Source organism: Oscillibacter hominis (assembly GCF_014334055.1).
GTDB lineage: Bacteria > Bacillota > Clostridia > Oscillospirales > Oscillospiraceae > Oscillibacter > Oscillibacter hominis.
On the sequence record NZ_CP060490.1, the window covers coordinates 2,528,829 to 2,545,505 of the forward strand.

Annotated in this window: 17 protein-coding genes; 9 read left to right on the forward strand and 8 right to left on the reverse strand. The window is 62.3% G+C overall.

Annotated features, from left to right (window positions below; translation table 11 throughout):
* Positions 1-43 precede the first annotated feature (43 nt).
* Genes H8790_RS12435 through H8790_RS12455 form a run of 5 tightly spaced genes read right to left on the reverse strand, consistent with a single transcriptional unit; the run spans position 44 to position 4,290 of the window.
* A complete protein-coding gene (locus H8790_RS12435) occupies positions 44-403 on the reverse strand; it encodes a hypothetical protein (protein ID WP_187332831.1) in 360 nt (119 codons plus the stop codon).
* Positions 404-406: 3 nt separating this feature from the next.
* Entirely contained in the window at positions 407-1,048 is a 642-nt protein-coding gene (locus H8790_RS12440) for a peptidoglycan recognition protein family protein (protein WP_187332832.1), read from the reverse strand.
* A gap of 6 nt (positions 1,049-1,054) precedes the next feature.
* The gene (locus tag H8790_RS12445) at positions 1,055-3,061 is read right to left on the reverse strand and encodes an ABC transporter permease (protein WP_187332833.1); all 2,007 of its coding nucleotides are present in this window, start codon (positions 3,059-3,061) and stop codon (positions 1,055-1,057) included.
* The gene (locus H8790_RS12450) at positions 3,036-3,932 is read right to left on the reverse strand and encodes an ABC transporter ATP-binding protein (RefSeq protein WP_187332834.1); all 897 of its coding nucleotides are present in this window, start codon (positions 3,930-3,932) and stop codon (positions 3,036-3,038) included. The genes H8790_RS12445 and H8790_RS12450 overlap by 26 nt, the downstream gene beginning before the upstream one ends.
* A complete protein-coding gene (locus H8790_RS12455; protein ID WP_187332835.1) occupies positions 3,925-4,290 on the reverse strand; it encodes a GntR family transcriptional regulator in 366 nt (121 codons plus the stop codon). The genes H8790_RS12450 and H8790_RS12455 overlap by 8 nt, the downstream gene beginning before the upstream one ends.
* Positions 4,291-4,596: 306 nt before the next feature.
* On the opposite strand from H8790_RS12455, the gene rpsO reads away from it, so the two are divergent.
* A complete protein-coding gene (gene rpsO / locus H8790_RS12460; protein WP_187332836.1) occupies positions 4,597-4,863 on the forward strand; it encodes a 30S ribosomal protein S15 in 267 nt (88 codons plus the stop codon).
* A gap of 196 nt (positions 4,864-5,059) precedes the next feature.
* The gene (locus H8790_RS12465; protein WP_187332837.1) at positions 5,060-7,210 is read left to right on the forward strand and encodes a polyribonucleotide nucleotidyltransferase; all 2,151 of its coding nucleotides are present in this window, start codon (positions 5,060-5,062) and stop codon (positions 7,208-7,210) included.
* 80 nt (positions 7,211-7,290) lie between these two features.
* Here H8790_RS12465 and H8790_RS12470 read toward each other — a convergent pair whose 3' ends face one another.
* From H8790_RS12470 to H8790_RS12480, 3 genes are all read right to left on the reverse strand, one after another.
* A complete protein-coding gene (locus H8790_RS12470; RefSeq protein ID WP_187332838.1) occupies positions 7,291-8,385 on the reverse strand; it encodes a hypothetical protein in 1,095 nt (364 codons plus the stop codon).
* A 108-nt stretch (positions 8,386-8,493) separates the two neighbouring features.
* Entirely contained in the window at positions 8,494-9,024 is a 531-nt protein-coding gene (locus tag H8790_RS12475; RefSeq protein ID WP_187332839.1) for an inorganic diphosphatase, read from the reverse strand.
* Between the two features lie 130 nt (positions 9,025-9,154).
* Positions 9,155-9,412 carry a helix-turn-helix domain-containing protein gene (locus H8790_RS12480; protein WP_187332840.1) on the reverse strand — a complete coding sequence of 86 codons (258 nt, stop codon included), beginning with the start codon at positions 9,410-9,412 and terminating at the stop codon, positions 9,155-9,157.
* A 117-nt stretch (positions 9,413-9,529) separates the two neighbouring features.
* On the opposite strand from H8790_RS12480, the gene H8790_RS12485 reads away from it, so the two are divergent.
* From H8790_RS12485 to H8790_RS12515, 7 genes are all read left to right on the forward strand, one after another.
* Positions 9,530-9,916 carry a hypothetical protein gene (locus H8790_RS12485; RefSeq protein WP_187332841.1) on the forward strand — a complete coding sequence of 129 codons (387 nt, stop codon included), beginning with the start codon at positions 9,530-9,532 and terminating at the stop codon, positions 9,914-9,916.
* A gap of 152 nt (positions 9,917-10,068) precedes the next feature.
* Positions 10,069-11,487 (forward strand): tRNA (N6-isopentenyl adenosine(37)-C2)-methylthiotransferase MiaB, encoded by a 1,419-nt coding sequence (gene miaB, locus H8790_RS12490; RefSeq protein WP_243208509.1) that lies wholly within the window; start codon positions 10,069-10,071, stop codon positions 11,485-11,487.
* Between the two features lie 19 nt (positions 11,488-11,506).
* Positions 11,507-12,334: an MBL fold metallo-hydrolase gene (locus tag H8790_RS12495; protein ID WP_187332842.1), complete on the forward strand. Its 828-nt coding sequence runs from the start codon at positions 11,507-11,509 to the stop codon at positions 12,332-12,334.
* A 1-nt stretch (position 12,335) separates the two neighbouring features.
* Entirely contained in the window at positions 12,336-12,791 is a 456-nt protein-coding gene (locus H8790_RS12500) for a SufBD protein (RefSeq protein ID WP_187332843.1), read from the forward strand.
* Positions 12,792-12,823: 32 nt separating this feature from the next.
* On the forward strand, positions 12,824-15,421 hold the full coding sequence (gene mutS / locus H8790_RS12505; RefSeq protein WP_187332844.1) for a DNA mismatch repair protein MutS: 2,598 nt from the start codon (positions 12,824-12,826) through the stop codon (positions 15,419-15,421).
* A 35-nt stretch (positions 15,422-15,456) separates the two neighbouring features.
* Entirely contained in the window at positions 15,457-16,167 is a 711-nt protein-coding gene (locus H8790_RS12510; RefSeq protein WP_187332845.1) for a CPBP family intramembrane glutamic endopeptidase, read from the forward strand.
* A gap of 13 nt (positions 16,168-16,180) precedes the next feature.
* A complete protein-coding gene (locus H8790_RS12515) occupies positions 16,181-16,672 on the forward strand; it encodes a hypothetical protein (RefSeq protein WP_187332846.1) in 492 nt (163 codons plus the stop codon).
* Positions 16,673-16,677: the final 5 nt, after the last annotated feature.

Genomic DNA, 16,677 nt, shown 5'->3' on the forward strand with positions numbered 1-16,677 from the left:
AGAAAAAAGCAGAGGCAAGCTTGCCTCTGCTTTTTTTCTGTTGTCAGCTGGTGGACACCGATACGCTGGCTACCCGGTCATTCTCCAGCCCCAGCGTCAAAAAGGCGCAGTCGATGGAGATCAGCCCCGGTTCCATCCCCAACTCATAGGAGAGAAAGGCGCCGGAGTCTGTTAAATACACCGTCTCCTCCCCAAGGAGGGCCTTCACCTGGTGGACGCTCATGCCCTCCAGGTCGTAGCGGCCCAGCAGGTTGTCCACCAGGTCCGCGCGCCGCTCCGGGGAACTGAGCCAGCGCTCCGTGGTGAAGGTGTGCTGGAAGCGGCACCACACCACGGCCGCAAGGGCGATGGCCAGCGCGGCAATCCCCAGCCACAGCTTCTTTTCCTTCCACGCCGCATTCATCCTTCAGTCCTCCTTTTCAAAGCCCTCATTGAGACGCGCCTCCACGTCTGAGAGGAACTGCGTCCAGGCGTCCTCATGGTCCACATAGTATTTGGGGCAGATTTTTCCCGTTACATCATAATGACGGATGACGTCCTCATTTGGTTTCAAATGATAGGTCTCGCACAGCCAGGCCGTCAGCTCCACCACCTGCCCATAGGTCACGTCGGAAAACTGCCCGGTCTCGTCCGGATGGCACACCTCCACCGCCACGGTGTCGTCGTTGCGGCTGTTCGAGGCGTATGCGATCTCCGTCAGGGGGATGCACTGGATGACCTCCCCCTCCAGCCCCACCACAAAGTGGGCGCTGGCATAGGTGTCTTCCTCCCCGGTGGAGAGGGATTCAAAGTAGTTGCGGTTGGCCTGGGCGGAAGTGCCGGGGTTGCCCACATAGTGGATCACCACGCCCCGGACCTCCTTCAGCTTGTCGCCGGGCCGGGACCAGGGGTTTTCCGTCAGAAACTGCTGTTCCACCCACCCGGGTGCCTGGACGTCCGACGGCCTTGAGCGCAGCAAAACCCACGCGCCAAAGCATAGAAACGCCAGCGCCAGCAGCAGCGGTGCCGGGGTAATGCCCCGGGTTCTCTTTCTGTGTCGTGTCGCCATAGGAGATCAGGCCGCCTCCGCCGCAACGATTTCCGTGGGGCCATCGGCCCCGCCGATGACGCCTTCCTCTTCCGCAAGGGTCTCGTTGTAGAACGCGTTTTCCGTTTCCCGCCGCTCCTTCTCCGTCATCAGGGGCCGCTCTTCGCCGGCGATGCCCAGCTCTTCCAACACCTGGAGGGTGGAGCGCATGCCGGTGTTGAGTTCGATGCGGACATAGTTGGTCTGGTTGTGCTGATCCATGAGGCAGTAAAGTTCCAGGCTGTTGGTCATCTGGCTGTCCTCATCAAAGAGGTTCTGGCCGGCACGGCCGGATTGGATGTCCTCCCAAATGGCCGTTGCCACCGCCCTGGCCTCGTCTGTGGTCAGGCTGTACCAGTTGTTGGAGGAGGAGCCCCGCTCGGAGAATGTGAAGTACTCGAACTCGCCGCCGCTGACCTTGGTGAGGTCGCCGCCGTTGAGCATGTATTCGATCTGGGCCTGAGGCTCCGCGCAGAATGCACGCAGGGCACAGACGGCGAATTTGCTGTCCGTCAGCTCCTCCTTCAGATAATAGTAGGTGTAGCTCCGGCTCAGCTCACTGCCGCCCGCAAGGCGGTAGGTGAGACGCAGATACATGCTGGAATAGGCGGGCCGCTCCAGGTTCGATGATCTGAGCCAGCGGTCATATTCCCGGGACCGGTCCATCTGAAAGTCCTTTTCCGCCACAGACCTGCCGTGGACCTCCCGCAGCAGGTCGATCAGGGCGGGGTCCTCCGTTTCAGCGTCGAAGTATTGAGAGGGGCCGCTGATGGAGTAGCTGATGCTCTCGATGTCCTCCGCGGCGGGCACTTTGGCCTCCAGGCCCAGCAGGTCCATGGACATGCAGAGGCTGAAGGCAAGCAGCACCGCCGTCAGCACCGCTGCGCCTTTCCAGGAGGCGCGGAACACCCGGAAGGACTTTTTCATCAGCATCTCTGCCGCGAAATAGCCCAGCAGGCCCATGAGGATCATGCACACCAGCACGCCCGCCAGGGAGTAGTCCGACTGGAACTGGTACTGGCCCCAGGTCAGATAGTACAGACCCTGGCCAAGCCCTAAGGCGGAGCAGCAGGCCACGCCGTACTTGAACACCGGCTTTGCCCAGCCCACGGCCACGGTGTCGCCGGCGGTCTCGCTGTTTCTGCAGCAGTAGAGCGCCAAGGCCGCCAGGGCAAATGCCACGCCTACGGCGACATAGATCCACACCGCGCCCAGCCCCAGGATGCGGACGGAGAGAATATCGGTATAGCTTTCATCCCATACGTATTCCACCCGCAGATTCCGGGAAAGATAGACCGCAGGGGAAAGCCGGAGGGCCCACAGGGTAAACCCGCCGCTGCCGCCGCTCTGGTAGCCGTAGAGAAAAATGGAGGAGAAGGTCCGCGCCAGGTAGTCGATGCCGATTGCGAGGACGTTCCCCACGCCGAAAAACACGGGGATGGCCAGCACCTGTCCGGTGAACATGGCACACAGCACGCCGAAGGAGAAAAACAGCACCGAGAGGCAGCAGCTCACCCCCAGCCAGATCACAAGCTCCCGCATGGGCATGCTTGCGCTGCCGGTGAGCAGCACCAGATAGGTCAGGACAAAGACCAGCACATGGGCTGAGAAGAACATGAACAGCCCCGAGAGATAGTTGGTCCAGAAGAGCCCGGCGCGCCGGATGGGCAGCGTGTGGACAAAACCCACGGACCGGGCGGTGCAGAGATAGCTGTAGAGGGCCATGGCCATCAGGCAGCCGAACAAAAGCGTCATATAGAGGGAGAAGTCGCTGGCGCTGCTGAGAATATCCCGGGCCAGGTCCGGGTAGGCGGGCTCCGGGTAGTAGCTGTACCCGCTGTGCAGCCGGGTGAACAGGGTCAGCGGCAGGGCCAGGGTCCAGATCAGTGCATAGGCCGCCCACAGGGGCCAGAACCGGGTGAGGTTTTTGCGGAACAAGGTGCCCGAGAGCAGGGGCATCCTGACCGGATCAGAGGATGATGTCTTTGACTGCATAGTCGGCACCTCCCAACTCATAAATGAAGATTTCCTCCAGCGTCAGCGGCACGGCGTCCGCCAGCAGGGGAGTGTATGCTGCCAGGCGGCCCTCGGCCTCCTCGGCCCCCATGCGCATGATCAGCGTGTGGATGCGGCCCACCCGGGAGGCGTGGAGCACGGGGAGCTCCGGGGGAACCTCCGAAACGCCGTCGGGGAAGACCACCTGCATCTTGACCATGTTGTCCTGGAGCTGGGCCAGGGACCGCTCCAGGAGGACTTGGCCGTGGTTCATGATGCCCACGTGGTCGCAGACGTCCTCCAGCTCCCGCAGGTTGTGGGAGGAGACCAGCACCGTGGTGCCCCGCTCGCTGACGTCGTTCATAATGAGGCCCCACACCTGGCGGCGCATCACCGGGTCCAGGCCGTCCACCGGCTCATCCAGCACCAGTACGTCCGGCAGGCAGCACATGGCCAGCCAGAAGGCGACCTGCTTCTGCATGCCCTTGCTCAGGCGGCGGATGGTGCGGTTTTCGTCGATTTCAAAGATATCCTTCAGCTTCTCGTACCGCTCCATGGAGAAGCGGGGATAAAACCCGCGGTAAAACCGCATCATATCCCGGGCGGAGGACTGGAGGAAATAGTACCAGTCGTCGGGGATGGCGGCGATGCGGGATTTGAGCTCCGGGTTCTCCCAGACCTTCTGCCCGTCGATGGTGATGGTGCCGGAGTCCTGGCGGTAAATGCCCGTCAGATGGCGGATCAGCGTGGATTTTCCTGCGCCATTGGGGCCCACCAGCCCGTAGACCGCGCCCGCCGGCACGCTCAGGCTGGCCCCATCCAAAGCGGCAAAGCCGTCAAAGCGCTTGACGACGTTGTTCACCTCAATCATGTCTTGCTCCTTCCCTGAACAGTGCTTCCAGGTCCTGCTCCGCCACCTGAAGATAGCGCAGCTCGGCCAGAGTTTCCCTCACACGGTTCATCAGCTCTTCCTTCCGGGCCTGGTCCGCCTCCGGGTTTCCCGCGGCGAAGCTTCCCTTGCCCTGCACGGAATAGATATAGCCCTCCGTCTCCAGCTCGTTGTACGCCCGCTGGATGGTGTTGGGGTTGATGGCCAACTGTGTTGCCAGCGCCCGCACTGAGGGCAGCCGGTCATCCTTAGCCAGCGCACCGGTGACAATCAGCTTTTTCAGGCCGTCCCGTATCTGCTCGTAGATGGGCCGGGAGTCCCGATAGTTCAGACTGATCATCCACTCACCTCCTGTTCATCAGCTCCAACTGTACTATTCGTACTAATACAGTTAATATAGACCATTTCCCGCCCGCTGTCAAGAGCCGCTTTTTTGCCGCAAATTCCCGGTGGGAAAGGGGGAAAAGCGTTGAAAACTCAGCGATTTTTCATAAAATTTCGCTTTACATCCGCCTTTTTTGTGGTATAATAAAAGAGCACGCGTATGAGGCGTGAATTTGAAACTGCCCCAGAGCTTGGCCCGCGGAAGGATTCACCGGCCCGGGACTCAGCTTTGCGGGGACTTATGGAAAGGTGGACAAACCCTATGATGCTCAAAGAGCAGAAGACGAAGATCATCAGCGAAAACCGCACCCACGAGAAGGACACCGGTTCCCCCGAGGTACAGGTGGCCATTCTGACCGAGCGCATCAACCAGCTCACCGAACACATGAAGAAGAACCCCCAGGATAAGCACTCCCAGAGAGGCCTTCTGAAGATGGTCGGTAAGCGCCGCAACATGCTGGATTATCTCCAGCGCAAGGACATCGAGCGCTATCGCGCCCTGATTGCCAAGCTGGGCCTGCGCAAGTAATGGAAATGAGGGTGGTGTGGCATTGGCGCACCACCCTTTCTTTCATCCCCGCGTCGCATGAGAGCCATACAAAGCCTTTAGCAGTTGAAGGAGCGCCTTTTCAGCGCCGCGCTGGTCGCGCAGCGCTTTGCGGGCGCCGCTTCAAGTGCTAATGGTTTGGCTCCCATGCGGAAAAATTCTGTAAAGGAGACAAACCATGTCAACAATCATCACCCAAAGACAATTCCCCGGCTGCCGCAGATACGAAATGGAGCTGGCCGGCCGGCCCCTCTTCCTGGAGGTGGGCAAGCTGGCCGAGCTGGCCAACGCCGCCGTCATGGTGGGCTACGGCGACACCCGTGTGCTGGTGTGCGCCACCGCCGCCCCCCGCCCCCGGGACGGCATCGACTTCTTCCCCCTGAGTGTGGACTTTGAGGAGAAGATGTACTCCGTGGGCCGCATCCCCGGCAGCTTCAACCGCCGGGAAGGCCGCCCCGGCGAGAAGGGCATCCTGACCGCCCGGGTCATCGACCGCCCCATCCGCCCCCTGTTCCCCTATGACTTCCGCAACGACGTTTCCATCATGGCCACGGTCATGAGCGTGGATCACGACTGCTCCCCGGAGATCGCCGCCCTCATCGGCACCTCCGCCGCCCTGGCCATCTCCGACATCCCCTGGAACGGCCCCATCGGCGCGCTGAAGGTGGGCCTGGTGGACGGCAAGCTGGTCTTCAATCCCACCAGTGAGCAGCGCAAGACCTCCGATTTGGACGTCACCGTGGTCTCCACCGGCAAGAAGGTGGTCATGATCGAGGCCGGCGCCAACGAGGTGGACAACGATACCATGTACGAGGCCATCCGCATGGCCCATGAGGAGAACCAGAAGCAGATCGCCCTCATCAACCAGATGGTGAGCGAGATCGGCAAGCCCAAGTTCGACTACCCCCACGCGGACTTTGACCAGGAGCTCTTTGACAAGATTGTTTCCGCCACCATGGACGAGGCCAAGGCCGCCATGGACACCGACGACAAGAACGTCCGGGAAAGCCGCTGGAACGCCCTGATCGACCACTGGCACGAGCTGTTCCTGGAGGATTATCCCAACATGGACCAGTACCTGGAGGAGATCACCTACAAGTTCCAGAAGAAGATCGTCAAGGCCTGGCTGCTGGAGGGCCACCGTGTGGACGGCCGCAAGAGCAACGAGATCCGTCCCTTAAGCGCCGAGGTGGGCATCCTGCCCCGGGTCCACGGCTCCGGCCTCTTCACCCGCGGCCAGACCCAGGTCCTCTCCGCCTGCACCCTGGACACCCTTTCCGCCGCCCAGAAGCTGGACACCATCTGGGAGGAGACGGAAAAGCGCTATATGCACCACTATAACTTCCCCGGCTACAGCGTGGGCGAGGCCAAGCCCGCCCGGAGCCCCGGCCGCCGGGAAATCGGCCACGGCGCCCTGGCTGAGCGGGCGCTGCTGCCGGTGCTGCCCTCTGTGGAGGAGTTCCCCTATGCCATCCGCGTGGTCAGCGAAGTGGTCTCCTCCAACGGCTCCACCTCCCAGGGCTCCATCTGCGGCTCCACGCTGGCCCTCATGGATGCCGGCGTGCCCATCAAGGCCCCTGTGGCCGGCATCTCCTGCGGACTGATCCAGGACGACAACGGCGGCTTCACCACCTTCATCGACATCCAGGGCGTGGAGGACTTCCACGGCGAGATGGACTTCAAGGTGGCCGGCACCAAGAAGGGCATCACCGCCATCCAGATGGACCTCAAAAACGACGGGTTGACCATGGAGATCATCCGCAACGCGCTGGACATCACCTACGACGCCCGCTGTGAGATTCTGGACCAGATCATGCTGCCCTGCATCGCCGCACCCCGCAAGGAGGTCAGCAAGTACGCCCCCAAGATGATCACTATGCACATCGACCCCGATAAGATCCGGGAGGTCATCGGCTCCGGCGGAAAGGTCATCCAGAAGATCGTGGCCGACACCGGCGCCAAGATCGACATCAACGACGACGGTTCCGTGTTCATCTCCGCCCCCAACCCCGAGTCCTGCGACGCCGCCAAGAAGTGCATCGACGACATCGTGTTCGTGCCCGAGGTGGGCTCTTTGTACTACGGCCGCGTGGTGCGCCTGATGACCTTCGGCGCCTTTGTGGAGCTGGCCCCAGGCAAGGACGGCCTGGTCCACATCTCCAAGCTGGCCGATCACCGCATCGAAAAGGTGGAGGACGCCTGCAAGATCGGCGACATGATGTGGGTCAAGGTCACCGAGATCGACGAGAAGGGCCGTGTGAACCTCTCCCACAAGGACGCCATGAAGGAAATCGCCGCCAAGGAAGCAGCCGGCGAGCGCGTCAAATAAGCCAAAAGAGCGAAGGCCATTCGGCCTTCGCTCTTTTTTTAATATGGCAGCGACAATCGCGCATTCCGCGGGGAGCGTGCTTACAGGAGGTCCGCCGTTTGATCCGGCTGGGTTTTGACCCGGAACTCCATGCGCCACTCCACCTCCGGCGGTGGCTCGAACCTTAGAGAGGAGCAGGCAGCGCGCTGATTGGAGCCTCCCTCCGTGAATACGGCGACGGGGCCGTCGGCGCCGCCGATGATGCCCACCGTCACCGCGCCGCCCAGGGCCGTACCGGCCCCCTCCCGGTTCCGGGGCGGGTCGCTTTCCCGGCAGTCCCGGACGGAAAAGCCGTCCTGCGGCAGGTCCGGCAGAAGGTGGTAGCGCATCAGGCAAAAGTGGGTGGGCAGGCCGTCCGTCCGGAGATTGGAAAGCTCCTGGGGCTGGCAGTCGTCCACATAGAGCGTGTGGGATGCGCCGGTGAGGGGATGGGTAAAGGGGACGGAATCGCCTGGCCCGGAGACACGGAACCGGGGCCCGGGGAGGGAGAGCGGCTCCTGGCGCAGCGTCACCTGGAGGGAGCGCAGAGCCGGCGGGCGCGATGTAACCCAGCGGAAGGAACGGCGCAGCAAAATCCAGCCATAGGCCGGGTCCAGGCTGTAGTGGGCCAGGATGTCCCGGGCCTCCCGCTCCTGCATCTCCCCCGGCAGGCAGGGGTTCCAGCTCAAGCCGCAGCCGTGGGAGTTGGGCAGGGGCCTGCCGTTCACCGCCATCTGAGTGTCCACGTTCAGGGACAAGGGATTTTCCGCCTCCAGTTCCATCCGCTGCTCGTCGGTGAGATTTGGTTCGCCGCGCTCCGGGGAGAGGTCCCACTTGTTCCAAAAGGCGAGCACCCGTTCCGGCGCCACCCGGGCACAGAAGTCCGCCACCAGCCCCTTGCCGCAGACGTAGACCGCCGGAACCCGCCACAGCGCGTCTCCCCAGGGAAAGGAGGCCCCGACGCGAACCTCCCGGCCCGCCCGCTCCCGGCCGTGGTGGCCCCAAAAGCTGCCGGTGAAGAAGACCTTCCACTCCTGCTCCTGCAGGAGCGCGGGGAGGGGCTCCGGGCCGCCGGATTTCTCCTGAAGGGCCCCGGTTTCGCTGCCCGGCTCCAGCCCCAGGGGCGAAAGGCCGATGTGGGTCCGGTCTGATTTCATGGAATCCCTCTTTTCTTTGTAGCTTAAGGGACATTGTAATCTGATTTTCCCGGGAAATCCACCCTTTCCAGCGGCAAAAAAGGAGGAACGTCCGTTCCTCCTTCTCGACTATTGTTCAAATTTGATCCGGTAGGCCTCCAGGCAGTCTTCGATGACCCGGACGGCCTCCGGCCGGGAGAACACCTGGCCGATCTCCGTGCGCTTACCCTCTAAGTTCTTGTAGACGGAGAAAAAGTGGCGCATTTCCGTGGCGATGTGGGCGGGTAGCTGGGAGATGTCGCTGTAGACGTTCCAGGCCGGGTCGTCGAAGGGGATGGCGATGATCTTTTCGTCCCGGCTGCCGCCGTCGTGCATGACGATGACGCCGATGGGGAAGCAGCGCACCAGGCTCATGGGGTGGATGCCCTCGCTGCACAGCACCAGTACGTCCAGGGGGTCGCCGTCGTCGGCGAAGGTCCGGGGCAGAAAGCCGTAGTTGGCGGGGTAGTGGGTCGAGGTGTAGAGGATGCGGTCCAGCCGCAGCGCGCCGGTCTCCTTGTCGATCTCGTACTTGTTCTTGGAGCCCTTCTCAATTTCGATCACCGCCCAAAAGTCCTCCGGGGCCATGTGGGCCGGGGAGACGTCGTGCCAAAGATGCATGGAAACTCCTCCTTTTTCCGTAGTATGCCCGCGGGAGGCCGTTTCTTGCAGCAATGGCTATGAAAGGGCGGCGGCAGGTAATTCATAAAACCAGCCCGCCTTTATAAAAGGCGGGCTTCGTATATTTGATTTACTTTTTCTCCGCAGGAAAAGAACTGTTCAGCAGGTCCCCCGCCCGGACTTCCAAGGCATCGGCAATGTTGTAGAGCACCTCCACAGAGAAAGGACGCAGGATGTTTGGTGCTTCGATGGTGCTCAAGAACGAACGGCTGATCCTGGCCCTTTCTGCCAATTGCTCCTGAGACATGCCTTTTCTCTTCCGCAGGGCGGCGATCGTGAGGCCAAGTTCTATAAACCGGTCGCGGTTCGAGAATTCGACTTCTTTCATAAACACCGCCCTTTCGCTTGCTATATGGATAGTATAAAGTTTTGCGCAGGATATTGCTGTCTTTATTGGTAAGCTATTGACTAATATTATGAGCAAAAGTATAATGATGGTGCAAATTTGGCTTTTGAACAGGGGGCGGGGGCAGGTATGCATGACGAGGATGAATACCGGATAGAACGCTACATCAGCCAGTTTGGGCTGCCGTTGGGAAAGGGCAGGAAGTATCTCAAACGGATGTTGACACTTTCCATACAAAACAAAGATTGCCTTGACTGCAATTCCTTTATCAAGCAGATTGCCGACGAGCAGGGAGTCACGTGTACGACGATCAAGCAGGGAATCAGCCGGTTTCTATTAAGAGGATGGAAACGAGGCGCCGCACAGGGTTGGAGAAAGGCTGCTCACTGGGAAAAAGATGATCTGCCGAACACAATGGCTGCAATGACTTTGATTTGTGAAAGATACCCACAATTTATAGAGATAGACGGAGAAAACGTAAATTAAGCGGATGGACAGCCGACAGATAGGTATTTGCCGGCTGCCTTTGCTGTAATCGCCGCGCTTTCCCGGAATGTCTTCTTGTGCTTTTTTGTGCGTTGTGCTATAATCATTCAGTTAAATTCGCGGGTTTTACCCTTTTTTCGGAGGATAGAAGTTTGGAACGAAATCGTGTATTGGTTCCCCAGGCGGACCTTGCCCGCCAGCGGGGATTTGAGCAAAAAATCATGGCCTACTGGCAGGACCAGGGAAAGGCCCCCACGGCCTGCGTGGATACGTTCGGCTGCCAGCAGAATGTGGCCGACGGACAGCGGATTATGGGGATGCTCCAGACTATGGGCTTCACCTTTACCGACGAGCCCGCCCAGGCGGATTTGGTGCTTCTGAACACCTGCGCCGTCCGGGAGCACGCGGAAAAGCGGGTCTATGGCAATTTGGGCGCCCTGACCCATACGAAAAAGGCCAACCCCGCCCAGGTGATCTGCCTGTGCGGCTGCATGGCCCAGCAGCCCTCCGTTGCCAAAAAGGTGCGGGAGAGCTACCGCCACGTGGACCTGGTGTTCGGCCCCCACGCCCTGTGGCGGTTCCCGGAGCTCCTCTACCAGGTCTACACCCGCCGGGGTCGCGTCTTTTCCATCGACGACGAGCCGGGCACGATTGCCGAGGGGCTGCCGGTGGTGCGGGACAAGGGCGTCAAGGCCTGGGTCTCCATCATATACGGCTGCAACAACTTCTGCTCCTACTGCATCGTGCCCTACGTCCGCGGCCGGGAGCGGTCCCGGGATGCGGAGTGCATTCTGGAGGAGGTGCGGGGCCTGGTGGCGGAGGGGTACAAGGACATCACCCTCCTGGGACAGAACGTCAACTCCTACGGCCGGGACCTGGGCACGGGCATGGACTTTGCAGACCTTCTGGCGCGGATCGACGGCGAGGTGGAGGGGGACTACCTCATCCGCTTTATGTCCAGCCATCCCAAGGATGCCACGCCCAAGCTCTTTGACACTATGGCCCGCTGCCCCCACGTGGCCCGGCAGCTCCACCTGCCCTTCCAGTCCGGCAACAACCGGGTGCTGGAGGCCATGAACCGCCGCTACACCCGGGAGAAGTATTTGGAGCTGGTGAATTACGCCAAGGACGTGATGCCGGGGTTGGTTCTGACCTCGGATGTGATCATCGGCTTTCCCGGGGAGACGGAGGCCGAGGCCATGGACACCGTGTCCCTGGTGCGGGAGGTGGGCTTTGACGCCCTTTTCACCTTTATCTACAGCCCCCGGCCGGGCACGGCGGCCGCGGCCATGCCCGACCCAGCCACCCGGGCGGAAAAGCAGGTCTGGTTCGACCGGCTGTTAGACGCACAGAACGAAATCTCTGCCCGGCAGCACGCGGCCTATGTGGGCAGCACGGTCCGGGTTTTGGTGGATGGGGAGAGCGGCGATGAGCGCTGGCCCCTCAGCTCCCGGACCAACGGCGGGCGGCTGGTGCACCTGTTGGGAAGCAGGGACCTGATCGGCAGCTTTGCCACCGCCCGCATCACGGACGCCAACACCTGGGCCCTCTTCGGTGAGGCGGTGGAGTGAGTAAGGAAAGGAGAAGCGGATGAAAGTCGTCACCCTTTTGGAAAACACAGCCTGCCGGCCGGACTTGGCCCACGCCCATGGGCTGAGCCTGTATATCGAGACGCCGGGCCACAGGCTTCTCTTTGACATGGGGCCAAACGCGGCCTTTTTGGAAAACGCGGAGAAGTTGGGCGTGGACATTTCCGCCGTGGACACGGCGGTGCTCTCCCACGGCCACTATGACCACGGCGGCGGCCTGGAGCTCTTTTGCAGGCGCAACAGCCGCGCCAAAGTCTACATGAGCCGCTACGCCTTTGAGCCTCACTACGCCGTGGGAAGCGGCACGCCGGAGTACATCGGCCTCTCCGAGGCGGCGCGCAGGTACGGGGGCCGCTTTGTCCTGTGCGGCGAGGACGAGGTGATAGACGATGAATTGCGCCTTTTCTCCCGGGTGGAGAGCCGCGACTATCCTTCCGGCGCCAACAAAACGCTGCGGCGCAGGGAAGGGGACGAGTATCCGGCGGAGGACTTCCGCCATGAGCAGAACCTTCTGATCACCGCCGAAGGCAGGACGGTGCTGGTGGCCGGCTGCGCCCACCGGGGCATCGTCAACATCCTCCGCGCGGCGGAGGGGATGTTGGGCCGCTCACCGGACTGCGTGTTCTCCGGCTTCCACCTCTTCAACCCCGGCACCGGCGCCGCCGAGCCCCGGGAGCTGGTGGAGGCCGTGGGGCGGGAGCTTGCCGGAAGAGCGGGCACCGTCTACCGCACGGGCCACTGCACCGGGGCCGAGGCCTATGGGATTTTGAAGGAACTCTTGGGCGGCCGGATGGACTACATGTCCGCCGGCACCGTATTTGAGGTGTAGGATGCTGGAGCGTGAGATCGGCGCCCATGTGGCCCTGCTGACCGGCAAGGACGCAGGCGCCGCCTATGCAAGCCTCCTGGCCCTGGAGGCCGAAAGCCGTGAGAGCGACGCTGTCTTCGGCTGGTTCGACGACTTTGCCGCCATGCTGGCCCACAAGAGCAGCTTTGTGCGCATGCGGGGACTGCGGCTGGTGGCGGCCAACGCCCAATGGGACCGGGATGGAAAAGTGGATCGGGCGCTGGGGGACTACCTTGCCTGCGTGGAGGATCCTAAGCCCATCGTGGCCCGGCAGTGCATCCAGCACCTGTGGCTGATCGGCGAGGCGCGGCCGGACCTGAAACCGGTTCTTAAGCGTGCGCTGCGGCAGGCGGACGCCTCCCGGTACGCCCCATCCATGGCCCCTTTGGTGGAGGCGGACCGGAATGAGGCGCTGGACCGCCTTTTGGCCGCCGAATAAAAAAGACAGAGAAAAACAGGCGAGGTGAGTACATGGCAGAGCTGACCCCCATGATGAAGCAGTATTTGAAGATCAAAGAGGAGAACAAGGATTCCATCCTCTTTTTCCGGTTGGGCGACTTTTACGAGATGTTCGACGAGGACGCCCGGACAGCCTCCCAGGAGCTGGACCTGACTTTGACCAGCCGGGACAAGGACCCCAACAAGAGCGCGGAGGAGAAAATTCCCATGTGCGGGATTCCCTACCACGCCAGCGACAGCTACATCGCCCGGCTCATCGCCAAGGGCTATAAGGTGGCCATCTGCGAGCAGATGGAGGACCCGGCCACGGCCAAGGGGCTGGTGAAGCGTGACATCATCCGTGTCATCACCCCGGGCACGGTGATCGACAGCGCCTGCCTGGAGGATAAGAGCAGCAACTTTTTGTGCGGCGTGTACCTGGACTCACAGAACGCCGGCGTGGCCTTTTGTGACATCACCACCGGCAAAACCCACCTTACCTCCTGCTCCGGCCGGGAGCGGCTGGAGCATGTGATCAACGAGATCGGCCGCTTTTCCCCGGCGGAGGCCATTTTAAACGATGCCGCCGCGTCGGAGGGGCAGCTGACGGAGACGCTGCGGGAGCGGTTTCACTGCCGGGTGGAAAACGGCGGCGAGGGCCGCTTCGGCCTGAAGGCTGCGGAGGAGCACATCGCCATGCAGTTCGGCCGGGAGGCGCTCTCCCGCCTGCCCGTTGGGAATCCCGCGGCCGCCATGGCCTTGGGGGGCCTTTTGAGCTATCTCTATGAGACCCAGAAGACCACCCTCTCCCACATCAACGACCTGGACTACTATGAGCAGGGCCGGTTCATGGAGCTGGATTTGACCGCCCGGCGGAACCTGGAGCTGACGGAGACGCTCCGGGGCAAGGAGAAGAAGGGGAGCCTCCTCTGGGTGCTGGACCGGACGAAAACCGCCATGGGCGGGCGGATGCTCCGCAGCTTCTTAGAGCGGCCCCTTCTGAGCGTTACGGCCATCCAGCGCCGACTGAGCGCCGTCTCTGCCCTGGTGGAGGATACGGCGGCCCGGGAGGAGATCGTGGCGGCCCTCACCGGCATGGGGGATTTGGAGCGGCTCATCGGGCGCATCGTCTACGGCACCGCCGGGGCCCGGGATATGGCCGCCCTGCGCGCCTCCGCCGAGCGGCTGCCTGCCGTGCTGGAGCAGTTAGGCCGCTTCACCGACCGCCGCCTTGGCGAGCTGGCCGGGGAGCTGGACCCCCTCACGGACCTGGCGGAGGAGATCGCCGCCGTCATTGGGGACGAGCCGCCCTTTTCCGTCCGGGAGGGTGGCTTTATCCGCCCGGGCTACGACGCGGAGGTGGACCGGCTGCGGGACATCCTCTCCGGCGGCAAGGGCGTCATCGCCGGCATTGAATCCCAGGAGCGGGAGAAGACCGGCATCCGCACCTTGAAGGTGGGCTACAACAAAGTGTTCGGCTACTACATCGAGGTATCCAGGTCCGCCGCTGACAAGGTGCCGGACCACTATATCCGCAAGCAGACCCTGGCCAACGGAGAGCGCTACATCACCCAGGAGCTCAAGGATTTGGAGCACACCATCCTGACGGCCTCCGACCGGGTGAAGGCGCTGGAATATGAGCTTTTTACCCGGCTGCGGGAGAAGGTCTCCGCCCAGGCTGTCCGCATCCAGCGGACGGCCGCTGCCGCGGCGGAGGCGGACGCATTGTGCTCGCTGGCGGAGGTGGCGGTGCGCAACCACTACTGCTGCCCCAGCGTGGATGAATCCGGCGCCCTGGAGATTCACGAGGGCCGCCACCCAGTGGTGGAGCGGATGCTCAAGGACAGCCTCTTTGTGCCCAACGACACCTTCATGGGGGAGAAGGAGAACCGGGTGGCCATCATCACCGGCCCCAACATGGCGGGAAAGTCCACCTACATGCGCCAGGTGGCGCTGATCGTCCTCATGGCCCAGATGGGCTCCTTTGTACCGGCCGCCTCCGCCCGCATCGGCGTGGTGGACCGGATTTTCACCCGCATCGGCGCCAGCGACGACCTGGCCGCCGGGCAGTCCACCTTTATGGTGGAGATGACCGAGGTGTCGGAGATTCTCCACCAGGCCACCTCCAGGAGCCTTCTGATCCTGGATGAGATCGGCCGGGGCACCTCGACTTTTGACGGCATGTCCATCGCCCGGGCGGTGCTGGAGTACTGCGCGGAGAAAAAGCGGGCCAAGACACTGTTCGCCACCCATTACCACGAGCTGACGGAGCTGGAGAACAGCCTCAGCGGCGCCGTGAACTACAACATCGCCGTGAAGACCAGGGGCGAGGACATCATCTTCCTGCGCAAGATCCTGCCCGGCGGCGCGGACCGCAGCTACGGCATCGAGGTGGCCAGGCTGGCGGGCCTGCCCGCGAAGGTGGTGGAGCGGGCTAAAATGATTCTTAAGGAACTGGAGGAGGCCAACGGCGTGCAGTACGTGGCGCCCCGGACCGAGGAGCCCCAGGTATCCCTCTCGGCCGTGGGGGAGGCGGAGGTGCTGGACGCCCTGCGCCGCTGCCAGGTGGAGACGCTGACGCCCCTGGAGGCCATGAACCTCCTCTACCAGCTCAAGCAGAAGCTGTCGTAGGCGGCGGAACAAACTCAACAAGAGGAGGAACATCCATGGCAAGACGGGCCGCTGCCGCCGGCTTAAGCGACGGGGAAAAGATCGCCGGCACCGTGTTTTTTGTGCTCTATGTGGCGGTGCTGCCCTTTGCCACCCGCCCGGCCCTGGACCTGCTGGGCCGGCTGCTTGGGGTGGAGATCGGGGAGTCCCTGGGCAACACCATTTATTATTATGTCGTATTTGCGGTGACGCTGATTTTGTTTCACCGCTTCATTGGACGCACGTCCACTCTGTTCGTCAACAATCTCAACAACAGCCTCAAAACGCTGGCCATGGGCTTTGTGGCCTTCTACGGCCTCAACGAGCTGGTGTACCGCCTGGCCAAAATGGCCACCGGCGCCCACACCAACCTCAACGACATGACCATCTCCGCTCAGATCAGCGCCGCGCCCCGCACCACCATCCTCATTGTGGTGGCCCTCGCGCCCTTTGTGGAGGAGGTGCTGTTCCGGGGGCTGGTCTTCGGCGGCATACGGCCCCGCAGCCGCTTCGCGGCCTACGCCGCGTCCTGCCTGCTCTTTGCCCTGCTCCATGTGTGGCAATACGCCGTGGGCAGCCACGATCTCTCCTATCTGGTGCTGACGGTGGAGTACCTGGTGCCCGGCGTGGTCTTCTGCTGGGCCTACGAGCACTCCGGGACGCTGTGGACGTCCATTCTGCTCCACGCCGGGGTCAACGCCCTGTCGGTGACCATGCTGCTTTCATGAGGGGGGATACGGTATGAAAAGCGGAACGCTGACCCTGGCCCCGGCCGGGGAATGGAAGCACACGGCGCTGACGGCTTTGCTGAGCGCGCTGCTCTGCGGCGGCGCGGTCTGTTGGGCCGTGCGGTCCCTGCCCATAGACGCCCTGCCGCTCAGCATCCTGTCGGCGCTGCTGGCCTATGTGCTGCTTAGGGTCTTTTACCCCGTCTTTGACCGCCTGCTCCCCGGCGGCAGGCGGGAGGAGTCGGTGGAGTGGACGGTGTCCGGCTCCACGCTGAAGCTGGCGGGAACATCCATCGGCCGCGATCAGATCCGCTCCGTCCACTGCTGGCCCAACCGCGACGCCCTGGGCAACGACAAACCGGGCTGGACCGTAAACATTGAGACCGACGGGAAAAACATCCTGCTGCGGTCTCTCAGCGAGGAGGGACGGGCGGAGCAGTCCGCCCAGTCGCTTAGGAATCTGGTGGAGGCACTGGGCTATGGCGGAGCCTGGAGCAGGCCATAGGGAAA